Source organism: Martelella alba (assembly GCF_005217455.1).
In the GTDB taxonomy this organism is placed as follows: domain Bacteria; phylum Pseudomonadota; class Gammaproteobacteria; order Enterobacterales; family Enterobacteriaceae; genus Acerihabitans.
In genome coordinates, this window is the sequence record NZ_SZPQ01000010.1 from 48622 (window position 1) to 63568 (window position 14947).

Here is a 14947-nt window from a genome sequence, read left to right on the forward strand (position 1 = left end):
CGGCTGCGCCAACGGCGCCCACTGGGATAGGCGCTAACCTCCACTTTGATTAAACATTCCACTGAAAAGGCTTGTCCAACACCGGAAAAGCATTTATATAACCTAAATAAGTCGTGACGACGCGAGCAAGCGCAGCCAACAAAGAGGCAGCTTGAAGTATGACGAGTGTCGACTCTAAATAATTCAAGTTGCGTCGCGGCGGCAAGCGAGTAAGTCCCCAGGAGCATAGATCACTATGTGACTGGGGCGAGCAAGCGCAGCCAACAAAGAGGCAGCTTGAAGTATGACGAGTAGAGGTCATTCCCTCGACTTCATTCTTAATACATGCACCATCGCCAATTACCTAAAGGCCGGAACCCATGTCTCCCTAATGGTCGTACTCTGCGGTTATCGCCAATATTTAATTCAAAAAGCCTAGATACCAACTTCATTATATCCTCTGAATAATTCAAGTTATATCGTGGCGGCAGACAAGCGGCGACATCGTCAGGCAATCGTGGCTAATAAAAGGCAACGTGAGGTATGGCGGGGGGATAGGCAATATAAGCCGTAGCAGCATATTCTCAGAAATTTCTCTATCACAAGCGAAATATTAATCCAGCAATCAACTTTATAATGTTCTTTCCCAGAAAGGAATAATCCGCCATGGATTCGATATCATCTTTAGCGTCAGGGAAAATGACGCTACCCGTGGGTATTGCGCAACGGCGCGATACCCGCGACAGGTTACCGCTTTCCGGCACAAGCCGCCGGCCCATATCGGAACATCCCCCCGCGCCGGCCAATGACACCGTCCATTACCATCAGCGCATTATTGTCAATGAAAAGGAAAAAGCGGACAAATTATTTGCTTGCCTGGACGAATACCAGCGACACCCGCAAAGCTCGGCCACCGCTTGTGGCCAACGCTACCTTGAGATCTACCTTGATGATCACGCTTACTGGGTTTCCAGCAGCAAAATCACCCTCCCCAGCGGTGAAACGTTTTGGCGGGGCCATTGCCAAGGCCGGCAAGTCGCGGCCTATGAGGATGTCATTTATATCAGCGATACGCTTCCCGTCACTGGATTATCCGCCAAGGCCGGTTTGTGGCTGCTCATGGCGCATTTAACGGCCACCGGTAACCTCCCTGCCGCGCGGCGACCGGCTGGTCATCAATCAGCATCCTGTTTTATAGCCGCGAAATCGGCGGCGCCACTGTATGGCCTCGCCGTCAATACCCCCTATCCAGTCGGGCTAGTCCACCGCCCCCACCCATCCGACACGCTATCCCGTTCGCTCGGTGAATTTCGCCCCGGCCCGCAAAGGGACCCGGCGGTGAGTCTATTGACGCGCCGGGTTACCGCAATGTTCAGTCAGGTTCACCACTGGATAGGCCGGTTGACCACGCCGTTAATGAAGTTACTGGATGCGTTAACACTTCCCGCAGTTCATGCCGCAAGCGCTAGCGAAACGGAGCACCAGCATGAATTGCCGTTGTTACAACCACGTTGGCCCGATACGTTGGACAACAGGTTTGTTGCAAGTTGGAACATTAATCTTACCGCTTTGTTCTCACTGCCAAAGCACAGAACGGACGCCATGGCCCAATCTCTCGGATTGCATACATTGGCCAATTTCGGCATCTGCACGCATGCGTTCGACTTGCATAACCGGAAGGCTAGACAACTTTTTTTTAAACTTTATGTTGATTTTAAAAATCAGTATTCGTCAAGCGATGGGATGATGAACTTGATTCTCTTTGATCAATACATAGGCGAATGGATAACAAAAATATTCAATAACGGATTATTCTTAAAAAAAGAAGATGAATCCCTTAATATTATAGTTATAAAAGCTAAACTGGAAAATATTATTCATTTTCATTTGAACTGTAAGCATTACTCAGACGAAACCCTTCATCTACTACATGCTTATCTTAATCACCAAATACGATTACAAAATTATCTTTCCAGGATAAATATTCAGATAAACGATGCGTTAGCCTGGATAAATACCACTGACATTGCCACCGTCATTGAAATGACAAACGGCATGGATTACGATGATGGCTTTGCTTATTTTTCGGCTCATATCAATGCACAAAATGAAACAAAAACATATGAAAACTACATGATCATACTTGCCAAGATGCGCGAAGTTAACTTAGAGCTTCTCGATGCTTCGGAATATAAAGAAAATGAATCCGTTTATGAAAGGATCATATTCAACAGCGAAAAGGAATTATTAAAAGCGTTGATTTACGAAAATCAGGACGCGATCATAGCAACGCTTTATCGAAAAATATTCTATTATATTTTTGATTATAACAGGATAAACGGCTTTAGTTTGCAGGGAAAAACCTTTTACATGCCAGGGGAGCTTTCCCCGGTGAGATTTATTTTTGATCAGGAAGAAGAGTCTTTCGATGTAAAAGATGTAGAAAAGATCATTACCGATGACATCAATAATTTCATATCTAACACAGGGAAAGCCACCTATTATATAAACCGTGCCATGAAAATACTGGAATTGGCCGCAAGAATGGAGCACGAAGACCCCCTCGATATTATGGAAGACACCAGTGATATGCTTATAAAACATGAGTCCATCCATAAAAAAGCACAGAATATTGTTAAAGGATTTATTGATAGAAACACTGACGAACGTAAAAAAATGTACATGAACCATAATTGGATACAAGATATATCTCTGCAGATAAGGGAAGATAAAACTATGCTTTTCCTTCTCGAGTATCTAGAAGAAATGCAAAATAGCTTTTATGAAAGATACTTTCTGTGTAAACGAAATCTTCTTCAACTTGAAAATTATGATATAAAACAACAACTGACCATGGCAAAAATTCTTAGTATCAAGAAAGAGTATAGTAATCTGACATTAAGTGAGGATGATGAGATATATTTGCAAGAATTCAATTCGGTTATACACGAAGACAGATCCGATTTATTGATTGAGGTCGCGGCGAATTGGCGCTGTTTAGCCAATAAAAATGATCATATTGGAGATCATACCGCCATAATGGGACTGCTGGCTTTACGAAAATTCCAACAAGAAGAAAATATGATAAGCCAGGCCTTTGCCGCACGCTCATATGCTGTTTATAGCAGCATATTGGAATTAAGGCCATCCGAAGAAATTGACAACCTCGAAGCATATTATAATCAATTTATCGAATACAAATACCATGACGCCATTCATGAAGCAAAACACATCACGTTTAGGGCCGTGTCAAAAGCATCTTTCGGGTATATTGATCTCATTTTTCCACCACAGAGAATACTTATATTCAAATTATTCTCACGTCATTATGTCAAGAATCCCGCCATGCCGAATGTATGGGTATCGTCACCCAAAAAAAACCTGGGGTTTCTGGCTATCGTTGTCCTACCTACCGGAAAAACAGTGATATTATCAACACTGGGTTTGATTTGTGTCTTGCGGGAAAGACAAGATTTGGCCGGCTCCAATATATTACGGTCTTTGAGACATTTTTGGGAGACGGCGAGCGAGGAGCTGACGCTCAGCGCAAGGAAAAAACATGTTCTAACATCAGAAGAACTTTCATTGCTTTTACATGGGCCGGGTCCCGTTGTTGCCCCTGGAGTACAGGACCGTGTCGACTTAGAGAAAATGTCCATCATACCGGCGGAAAAAGAGCAGGTGGATTATCCCGCGGCGGTCTATTCCTTAGCGGCGGTGAAAGAGTTGCCGGTGACTCGACCCTTACTCGACTTGATTGATGAATTAAATGAAAAAACCTTAATTGAAACCTCCGAGGAACTGAAGAATTCACTTAGGCGCATTGGATGGGGTGAATTTATAGCTTATTTTATCCCTTTTTCTGAGATGCTATGGCGGCATTGGCATGACCAGGCGCATGAGATTGCCTTTCATGAAATTTACTTTGATCTCGTTGATAGCTTCGTCACTGTTGGGTTGGCCGCCAAGGGCGTAGGCAAGATCGCTTCCTCAACCATCAAAACCATACTCAACGACGCCATCGTTAAAAAAATCCCCAAAGAAATGATTAAAAATTATGTAATACATAGGTTAATTGAACATGCTCCTGGTCTGGGTTACCAGGCAGCACAACTTACCGCATCAACACTTTTTTCCTTAATAAATCCTCTGCCATTACCCTATCCTTTCATTTTAAAAATGAGTGAAAAGTACTGGCTTCGATTAAGCAATAGCATATCAGATGTTAATTTATCAATTCTCAAATCGAGCGGCCAGAAAAAGAAAAATCGGCAATTTTGGAAATCGGTAATTGATAAGAATCAGCTTATCAGACTGCAAGATGATATCTACACCAACAACGAGAATACCCTTGAGAAAAAATATTATATTCATCTCTTCGATGAGTTTTATAGGGTGCATCGAGATCATAATTTTGCCAGTTGGCGCGTCATATCCCCACATTATCTTAATGATATCAACTTTGCCGTACCCATTATAAAATCCAAAGAAAATAAATGGGTGTCTTATTATCCATTGCAAGCGGATTTCATGTTGCCGAGTCCTGACACAACAATGTTTTCAATGGAGAAATCAACGGATGATCACATCCGCTTTGAGCCAACTTATTCGCCACGTGTTTCGCTGTCATCAGGGACCCATGAAGTATCTAAACATCTCAGAGCACTCTATATAGCCCTCAATAGAAAGATTCTGAACCATAACCTGTCGATACACTCCAGCAACTCCGGAAGAAAATTCCTTTTTAATCTGGCCAAGGAATTCCATAGTGATAGTTTTTACCGTGATCTGCTTGCTGAAAAAAATTCGCTTTCCGGCAGTGAAAAACTCATTGAGAGCTTACGGTCTTCACTGAGTGGCCGCGCGGATAGCGTGAGTATTCGGACACTACTGGCGTGGCGTACTGAGCATGATTTACGGCCCAGAATACATAACGTCATAAAAATAGATCTACCACCGGGTGTTTTTATCATTGACCCGTCCGCCCTTGTTCCGGAATGGCTAACCCATGTGGTTACACGGGAAGTTTTATTGGAGCAAGAGTGGCTAGCACAGTATGCCCGATATTTTCCTAAAAAGTATCCGTTGGTAAAATATGCGGACATCAGCGATATTGACAAGGCGCGTGAACTGCAAGGCCGCACTCCGCCACACCCGGGTGAGTTCCTGGCTGGCGCGGTATTGCTACGGGAACCGGTCTGGTTTAAAACGATGGTTACCCGCCTGCAATTACCCCTGCGGCTCCCCCTGCCTAATAAACGGAGTCATGAACACACGTTAAGAAAAATAGTGCGATCGGATGCTTCCTGGTCGTTACACAAAGATATCCCCGAATCTTATGCGCTTAATATATTAAAAAAAGCCAAGGTCATCGATCAACGGGACTATGAACTTCTGCTTAGCCAAACCCGGCGGGCGCTAATGGAACCCGTATCCCCCGCGTCACTTATGCAACAATTCATTGAATTGAAGAATTTCTCTGATGTGCTTAAGATCAATGAAGGTAAATTATTGGCGGTATTCGAAAACAACATATTGAAATCCCTGGCGGTTTCCATGGGTAACGGAAGGTTCGCCATAGCGGGTGGCGGTTATTTCGATTTATTATTGCCGGACAAACCCGCCATCATTACCGCCGAGGAGATGTTCTTTCCTGGAAACCAGGAATTTTTCTTACGAGGCAATCACCGCCGGCAGTTATCCATTTTCGCCGGCGCCCCCAGAGGCGCAAAAGACTTGGGCCCCTTGTTGTCCGCGGATTTGCCGCAACGGGAGGCAATGCAGCATGATGATTTACCCCACGCCACGCGCTCAGCGCCCTACAAGACCCGCGCGGAAGTCTTGCTGGGCAAGGATTGGGGAATCGAATATGTCAATGGGCTTCCTTCCTTCATCCGATTGCGGGGGCATGGCGCGCCTTTCAATTTCAATCATATCGATGCGGTCGAACTTGCCCATGTCATCAGAGGACTGGCATTCAACGAAGTCCCTTTGTTTGATTTGAATTCCGTCGATAGAATTGAGCTGTATTCCTGTTTTAGTGGTTATGGCGGGCGCTATTCCCTGGCGCAAATTCTTGCCGATGAATTGAGGGTAAAGGTTAAGGCCTATCCCTCCATCATTACTCATGCGATTTCTTTGCGGCGCCCGGATTGGTTTCTGACCTTTGAACCCGATACCCGATATCCTGAGCGTATGAGTGATCTGGTGCTAAATTACATCGAACAAAGAATAGGATTAACCAAAAACAGAATCCATATGCGCTTACATGATCTCTTTTCCCTGTTGATACGGTTGCGGCGCGCCAACCTGGAATCCGGGCCGTCCAGACGGAAACGGCACTCTTATTATATTCCTTCCATATTTATTGATATCGCTCGAGTGATCATAAAGGATCTTCCCATTGAAGAATTTATGGCCCATTATGAATTTACCGAAAAAACCTTGAATACATTCTCGACTTTGCTTAATAGTTATTCAATTTATGAGATCTCATCCGATGATATCTTTTTACAAGCCTATTATGATATTTTACTGTCCGTCAAGGAGTTCAATTATTTGTTTACCTGGGTGGAGCAGTCCTGACGTCCCACATACCCGCCCGACTTCACGTTGCCTGTTTGCCGGCCGCGTCCAGTCACATAGTCAGCTATGCGTATGGGATTGATGAGAGATAGCCCGCCTCTCACCAGAGGCCCAACGTTGGCGGCTCACATTCATTCGCGACGAATTTGCCGTTCCCTCGCCGCCACGGAGCCTTTGACGTTCTCGCGTAGGGTTTGAGTGAAATACTCGGCAAGATGCGGCCGAAATTTTCAGAAAAGTCCGCATTTATCACGCCAGTTTGCGCCAATCAAATCCATTTGTATAACCTTGTTGGCGATTTTTAATACCGGCCTTAGTATTCAATACAAGGGCGGGAGGGGACAGTGCCGTTGGAATTACCCGGCTACGCTACGGTTGAAAGGATTTCCGAAAGCCGGCTCCATCGTCCAATTATGGCGCGGATGATCATATTTATCCCAAAATATATTTTTAGATGAAGGGCGCATCAATGTACGCATTCAATCGTTATCAAGCTAAAGAGTTGGCCTTGGCCTATATGAGCAGCAAACAACACATGCTGTCACCGGCGGAATTCCTTTCGCAAATCAAAAAAGTGGAACGCACGTTCGACGATTTGATTAAACATGTTCCGGAAAGCCTGAAGGCTTGACCGGCCACTTATGCCGTTCAGGCGGCCGACGTCCGTGCCCGGCTGATGGGTGGGCCATCGGCCGGGCGCAAATAGCTTGCCGAAAAAAACGTGGGCGGCGCTAATCAGCGCCCGCCGGCATGTCGACACAGCGTCCCAGGCTTCTTAACGTCCTCTTACTGGCACGACCTCCACACTTCCTCCATCTTTACCGGTCCATTTCTGACTAAAATAGTGATAGGAATTTCTCTTTTTGCGGGGACATGCGATTCTTATACCCTGCTCGCGTCATTGAAAGGTAACGATATTCATGAAGGGTAAACGCATTGGACGCTTACTTGGCTTCGCTTTTGTTATATTGGTAATCGCTCTGGGAACCACGGCTATCTGGCGCCATTTTCACGCTCAATCCGGCGTCGCGGACAACGCCGGCCCGCGGCATGGCGGCGCGCATAACTCCGCCGCACGATTCGGCGGCCGGGGCGGGGGAAGAAATGGGCAGCGCAGCCTGCCGCCGGTTCAGGCGGCGACGGCGCAGGAAAAATCGGTTCCCCAGTATCTTACCGGCCTGGGTACCGTTACCGCGGCCGAAACCGTCACCGTGCGCAGTCGCGTGGACGGGCAGCTTATGGCGCTGCATTTCCAGGAGGGGCAATGGGTTAAGGCCGGCACGCTGTTGGCGGAAATCGATCCGCGGCCCTTCGCCGTGACGCTAGAGCAGGCCAAGGGCCAATTGGCGAAGGACCAGGCCACGTTGGTCAATGCCCGCCAGGATCTGAAGCGTTATCTGGATCTGGTCAAAACCAATATGGTTTCCCGTCAGCAACTGGATACCCAGCAATCCACCGTCAACGAACTGGCGGGCCAGATTCAGGTGGATCAGGCCGAGGTGGCCAGCGCCGAATTACAGCTTTCCTACAGCCGCATCACCGCCCCTGTCGACGGCCGGGTCGGATTGCGGCAGGTGGATGTCGGCAATTACATCACCAGCGGCGATACCACCGGGCTGGTCGTTCTGACGCAGACCCGACCCATCGATGTGATATTTACCCTGCCGGAAGGTGAGATTCCCCTGGTGCAAAAAGCCCGGAAATCCGGCGCGCCGCCGGTGGAGGCCTGGGATCGCACCAACAGGCAGAAGCTGGCCGATGGACGCTTGCTTAGCCTGGATAACCAGATTGATGTCGCCACCGGCACGATCCGGCTCAAAGCGCGATTCGCCAATGACGATGACAGCCTGTTTCCAAACCAGTTCGTTAATATCCGCATGAAAGTGGCGACGCTGCAAAATGCGGTGGTGGTGCCCTCCGCCGCGGTACAGATGAATAACGACGGCCGTTTCGTCTGGGTATTGAACGATGACGACCACGTCAGCCAGCATCACGTCACCACCGGCATGGAAGATAGCAGTCAGACCGTCATTACCGCCGGACTGGAAGCCGGCCAGCGGGTAGTGACCGACGGCATCGATCGGCTGACCGAAGGCGTGAAAGTGGAAGTGGTCGCGCCGGCCAGCACCCCCTCCGACTCGTCGACGCCCCGCGGCCCGGCACGGCGGGGAGAGAAGTCCTGATGGAAGTGCTGACCACCCGTCAAAACGGCGGTCCGTCAAGGCTGTTTATTCTGCGTCCGGTCGCGACCACGCTGTTGATGCTGGCTATCTTATTGTCCGGGATCATGGGTTACCAGGCGCTGCCCGTGTCGGCGTTGCCTCAAGTGGACTATCCCACCATACAGGTCGTTACCCTTTACCCCGGCGCCAGTCCGGATGTGGTGACCTCGGCCATTACCGCGCCGCTGGAGAGGCAATTCGGCCAAATGTCCGGCTTGAAGCAGATGTCGTCGCAAAGCTCCGGCGGCGCGTCGGTTATCGTATTGCAATTTCAATTATCGCTGCCGTTGGACGTGGCCGAGCAGGAAGTCCAGGCCGCCATTAATAACGCCACCAACCTGTTGCCGAGCGACCTGCCCAATCCGCCGGTATACAGCAAGGTTAACCCCGCCGATCCGCCTATTATGACGTTGGCGGTCACCTCCACGTCGATGCCCATGATCCAGGTGGAGGATATGGTGGAAACCCGGGTGGCGCAAAAGATTTCCCAGGTGAACGGCGTCGGCCTGGTGTCCATTTCCGGCGGCCAGCGGCCGGCGGTGCGGGTAAAGTTAAACGCCCAGGCGCTGGCCGCTTATGGGTTGGACAGTGAGACCGTCCGGACCGCCATCACCGCCGCCAATGTCAATAGCCCCAAGGGCAGCCTCGACGGACCGGAACGATCGGTCACCCTGTCGGCCAACGATCAGATGAAATCGGCCGACGATTACCGGCGGCTGATTATCAGTTGGCAAAACGGCGCGCCGGTCCGACTTGGCGACGTGGCGACCATTCAACAGGGCGCGGAAAACACCCTGTTGGGTGCCTGGGCCAACCGCCAGCCGGCCATCGTCATGAATATTCAACGGCAACCGGGCGCCAATGTCATCACCACCGCCGATAGCATACGCGCGCTTCTCCCGTCGTTGACCGCCAGTTTGCCGAAATCGGTAACGGTTTCCCTGTTGGCCGACCGGACCGTGAATATCCGCGCCTCGGTGAGCGACGTGCAGTTTGAATTGCTGTTATCCATCGCACTGGTGGTGATGGTGATCTATCTGTTTCTGCGCAATGCCGCGGCTACCGTGATACCGGCGGTGGCCGTGCCGCTATCCCTGGTGGGCACCTTCGCGGTGATGTATATGCTTGGGTTCTCCGTCAATAATCTGACCCTGATGGCGTTGACCATCGCCACCGGCTTTGTGGTGGATGACGCCATCGTGGTCATCGAAAACATCTCGCGCTATATCGAACAGGGCGAAAAGCCGTTGCCGGCGGCGCTGAAGGGCGCCGGCGAAATCGGCTTTACCATCATCTCCCTGACGGTTTCACTGATAGCCGTGTTGATCCCGTTGCTGTTTATGGGCGATATTGTCGGCCGGCTGTTTCGCGAATTCGCCGTTACCCTGGCTATCGCCATCTTTATTTCCGCCGTGGTATCCCTGACCCTGACGCCGATGATGTGCGCGCGCATGCTAAGCGTCGATTCCCTGCGCCGGCAAAACCGCTTTACCCGCGCCAGCGAACGTCTGTTCGAACGGGTCGTGGCCGAATATGGCCGCTGGCTGCAAATCGTACTCCGGCATCCCTGGCAAACGCTGGCGGTGGCGGTCGGCATGCTGGTTTTGACCATCTTACTGTATTTGTTCATCCCGAAGGGGTTCTTTCCGCGCCAGGACAATGGCGTTATCCAGGGCACGGTACAGGCCGCGCAGAGCGTTTCATTCAGCAGTATGGCCCAGCGGCAGCAACAGATCGTGTCGGAAATCATGCGCGATCCGGCGGTGAAAAGCGTTTCGTCCCTTATCGGCGTGGACGGAACCAACGCCACCTTAAACAGCGGTCGGTTGCAAATCAATCTCAAGCCGCTGGGGGAACGCGCCGATCGGGTGGATGCGGTAATCGACCGCCTGCAACACGCCACCGCGGGCATTCCAGGCGTCAGGCTTTATTTGCAGCCGGTGCAGGACCTGACCATTGATACCCAACTTAGCTATACCCAGTATCAGTTCACCCTGCAATCGCTGTCTCTGCCCGACCTGAACACATGGACGCCCCGGTTGCTGGAACGCCTGCGGGCGCTGCCGCAACTGCGCGATGTCGGCAGCAATTTGCAAGACAGCGGGCTGGAAGCCTATATCCAAGTCGATCGCGACAGCGCCAGCCGCCTTGGCGTAACCCTGCAGGACGTGGACAACGCCCTTTACAACGCCTTCGGCCAGCGGCTGATTTCCACTATCTACACTCAGGCCAACCAGTACCGGGTGGTACTGGAGCAAAATACCGAGGGCAGTCCGGGACTGGCGGCGCTAAACGATATCCGCCTGCTGGGCGATAACGGCAACATCGTGCCGCTCAGCGCCATCGCCAGCGTGCAGCAGCGGCTGGGCCCCCTTTCCATTGATCATCTCGAGCAATTTCCATCCGCCACCCTTTCCTTTAATCTGGCGCCTGGCTATTCCCTTGGCGAAGCGGTATCCGCCATCAACCGGGCCGAGGAATCCCTGGCGATGCCGGCAACCATCACCACCCATTTCCAGGGCAGCACCTTAGCGTTCCAGGCGGCGCTCAACAGCACCGTCTGGCTTATCGTGGCGGCCATCGTGGCCGTGTATATCGTGCTCGGCATACTGTATGAAAGCTTCATTCATCCCATAACCATCCTGTCCACCTTGCCGACCGCCGGCGTGGGCGCGCTGCTGGCGTTAATCGTCTCCGGCCATGAACTGGATGTTATCGCCATCATTGGCATTATCTTGCTGATTGGTATCGTCAAGAAAAACGCCATCATGATGATTGACTTCGCGCTGGCGGCGGAACGCGAAAAAGGCATGGTACCCTATGACGCCATCTACCAGGCCTGTTTATTGCGTTTTCGACCCATTTTGATGACGACGCTGGCCGCCCTGTTTGGCGCCCTGCCGCTGATGTTCAGTACCGGCGTCGGCGCCGAACTGCGCCGGCCGCTGGGAATTTGCATGGTGGGCGGGCTTATCGTCAGCCAACTGCTGACACTGTTTACCACGCCGGTTATCTATCTTTTGTTCGATCGTCTGTCGCGCAGTCGCCGCCGGGCGGCGAATGAAATGGAGGGGGTATGAGTTTTTTCGCCCTCTTCATCTACCGACCCGTGGCAACGTTGCTGCTGATGCTGGCCATTGCGCTGTGCGGCGTTATCGGTTTCCGGTTATTGCCGGTGGCGCCATTGCCGCAGGTGGATTTCCCGGTGATAGTGGTGACCGCCTCGCTGCCGGGCGCCGATCCGGATACCATGGCCTCGTCGGTGGCGACGCCGTTGGAGCGGGCGCTGGGCCATGTCGCGGGGGTAAACGAAATGACCTCCACCAGCAGCCTCGGCAGTACCCACATCATTTTGCAATTCGATTTGGACCGCGATATCAATGGCGCCGCCCGCGACGTGCAGGCGGCCATCAACGCCACTCAAAGCCTGCTGCCAAGCGGCATGCCCAATCGTCCCCAATACCGTAAGGTCAATCCGTCCGATGCGCCCATCATGATCCTGACCCTGACATCGGATGTCTACAGCCAGGGGCAGTTGTACGATATCGCCTCCACCGAGCTGGCGCAAAATATCTCGCAACTGGAAGGGGTGGGCGATGTTACGGTGGGCGGCGGCTCGCTGCCGGCGGTCAGGGTGGAACTGAATCCCCTGGCGTTGTTCAATCAGGGGGTTTCCCTTGACGAAGTGCGGCAGGCCATTAATCGGACTAACGTCCGCCTGCCGCAAGGCTCGCTGGAAGACCATGATTCCCGCTGGCAAATCCGAACCAATGACGCCTTGCATACCGCCAAAGAATACCAGCCGCTCATCATCCATTACCGCGATAACGGCGTGGTCAGACTGCGGGACGTGGCCACAGTGGTCGATTCGGTGCAGGACGTGCGCAATGCCGGGATGTCCGACGCCAAGCCTGCCATTATCATGGCCATCCAGCGTTCCCCGGACGCCAACATCATTGCCACCGTCGACCGCATCCGCAAGGCCATTCCCGCCCTGACCGCGACCATTCCCGCCGGCATCCATCTGACCGTCGCCCAGGATCGTTCCCCCACCATTCGCGCGTCATTGAAGGAAGTGGAGCAATCCCTGGTCATTGCGGTGGCGCTGGTAATCCTGGTGGTCAGGCTGTTCCTGCGTTCCTGGCGGGCGACGCTGATACCGGCGATGGCCGTGCCGGTTTCGCTTATCGGCACCTTCGCCGTTATGTATCTGTGCGGTTTCAGTTTGAACAACATCTCACTGATGGCGCTGACCATCGCCACGGGATTTGTGGTGGATGACGCCATCGTGGTGGTGGAGAATATCGCCCGGCACGTGGAAAGCGGGATCACGCCGTTGAGGGCGGCTTTGCTCGGCGTGCGGGAGGTAGGCTTTACCGTCGTGTCCATGAGTCTGTCGCTGGTGGCAGTATTCATCCCGCTCCTGCTAATGGGCGGCCTGCCCGGCCGCTTGTTCCGGGAGTTCGCCGTTACCCTGACCGTGGCCATCGCCATCTCGCTGGTGGTATCGCTGACTCTGACGCCGATGCTCAGCGCCCGCCTGTTGACGAGGCGGCCGCAAGGCCATGACAAACCTTACGGGTTTATCCCTTTGCTGGCGCAATGCCAGCTCGGCTACGCCCGTTCGCTGCAATGGGTTCTGACCCATGCTCGCTGGATCCTGCTGTTGTTTATCGCCACGCTGGCGCTGAACTGCTGGTTGTATGTCGCCATTCCCAAAACCTTTATGCCCGAACAGGATACCGGACGGCTGCTGGGTTTTATCCAGGCCGATCAAAGTATTTCCTTTCAGGCGATGCGCAACAAACTGCGGGATTTCATGCTGATTGTCCGCGACGATCCGGCGGTAGACAATGTCACCGGCTATACCGGCGGATCACGCACCAACAGCGGTTCAATGTTTATCTCGCTGAAACCGCTTGGCGAGCGCAAGGATTCAGCGCAGCAGGTTATTGACCGATTACGGCTCAAATTGGCCAAAGAACCGGGCGCCAGCTTGTATTTGATGGCGGTACAGGACATTCGGGTCGGCGGCCGGCAAGCCAACGCCAGCTACCAATACACGTTGCTGGCCGATGATCTGGATAGTCTGCGCGAGTGGGAGCCGAAAGTCCGGCGGGCGCTGATGGCTCTGCCGCAATTGGCGGACGTGAGCTCCGATCAGCAGGATAAGGGGTCCGAGCTGGATTTGGTTTACGATCGGGACGTTCTCGCCCGGCTGGGGCTGAATGTTTCCGATGTTAATAATCTGCTCAACAATGCCTTCGGCCAGCGGCAGATTTCCACCCTCTATACGCCGCTGAATCAGTATAAAGTGGTGATGGAAGTAGCGCCGCCCTACACCCAGGATCCCAGCACCCTGCAACGGATGTTTTTAATCAACGACCAGGGACAACCGGTTCCTCTGTCCTCCTTCGCCCATTGGCAACCGGCCAATGCCCCCTTGGCGGTTAACCATCAGGGTCTGTCCGCCGCATCCACCATTGCCTTCAACCTGCCTGACGGCGTGGCGTTGTCGGACGCGACGGCGGCTATCGAACGCGCCATGACGCAATTGGGCGTTCCCGCGCAGGTGCGCGGCAGTTTTGCCGGCACCGCCCAAGCCTACCAGCAAAGCCAACAATCCCAGGTGTGGCTGTTGCTGGCCGCGGTGGGCGCCGTCTATATCGTGCTGGGCATTCTGTATGAGAGCTATATTCATCCGCTGACCATTCTTTCCACGCTGCCTTCGGCGGGCATCGGCGCATTGCTGGCGCTGGAGTTGTTTAACGCGCCATTCAGCCTGATTGCCCTTATCGGCATATTGCTCTTGATCGGGATCGTGAAAAAAAATGCGATCATGATGGTGGATTTCGCCCTGACCGCCCAGCGCCAAAGCGGTATTAGCGCGCGCGACGCGATTTTCCAGGCCTGTCAGCTCCGGTTTCGGCCGATCATCATGACCACGCTGGCCGCGCTGTTCGGCGCCCTGCCCCTGGTGCTGAGCCGGGGCGACGGCGCCGAACTGCGCCAGCCCCTGGGCATTACCATTGTCGGCGGTCTTATCGTCAGTCAATTGATGACGCTTTATACCACCCCGGTGATTTATCTGTGTTTCGATAAACTCCGGAGGAAACGTCATCGCGCCTCACCGCCTTTTTATCCCACGACAGAAGAGTAAT

The 14947-nt window shown here is 52.4% G+C and carries 5 protein-coding genes; all 5 read left to right on the forward strand.

Annotation, left to right across the window (positions count from 1 at the left end):
* Nucleotides 1–645 precede the first annotated feature (645 nt).
* The 5 genes from FCN80_RS08840 to mdtC all read left to right on the forward strand — a co-directional run bounded on the left by FCN80_RS08840 (nt 646) and on the right by mdtC (nt 14946).
* Nucleotides 646–6564 carry a hypothetical protein gene (locus FCN80_RS08840; protein ID WP_136989798.1) on the forward strand — a complete coding sequence of 1973 codons (5919 nt, stop codon included), beginning with the start codon at nt 646–648 and terminating at the stop codon, nt 6562–6564.
* A 469-nt stretch (nt 6565–7033) separates the two neighbouring features.
* A complete protein-coding gene (locus FCN80_RS26410; RefSeq protein WP_170975349.1) occupies nt 7034–7195 on the forward strand; it encodes a hypothetical protein in 162 nt (53 codons plus the stop codon).
* A gap of 289 nt (nt 7196–7484) precedes the next feature.
* Nucleotides 7485–8747, forward strand: coding sequence for an MdtA/MuxA family multidrug efflux RND transporter periplasmic adaptor subunit (locus FCN80_RS08845; protein ID WP_136989799.1), 1263 nt, complete (start codon nt 7485–7487; stop codon nt 8745–8747).
* Nucleotides 8747–11866: an MdtB/MuxB family multidrug efflux RND transporter permease subunit gene (locus tag FCN80_RS08850; protein ID WP_136989800.1), complete on the forward strand. Its 3120-nt coding sequence runs from the start codon at nt 8747–8749 to the stop codon at nt 11864–11866. Before FCN80_RS08845 ends, FCN80_RS08850 begins: the two co-directional genes overlap by 1 nt.
* Entirely contained in the window at nt 11863–14946 is a 3084-nt protein-coding gene (gene mdtC, locus FCN80_RS08855; RefSeq protein WP_136989801.1) for a multidrug efflux RND transporter permease subunit MdtC, read from the forward strand. Before FCN80_RS08850 ends, mdtC begins: the two co-directional genes overlap by 4 nt.
* Nucleotide 14947: the final 1 nt, after the last annotated feature.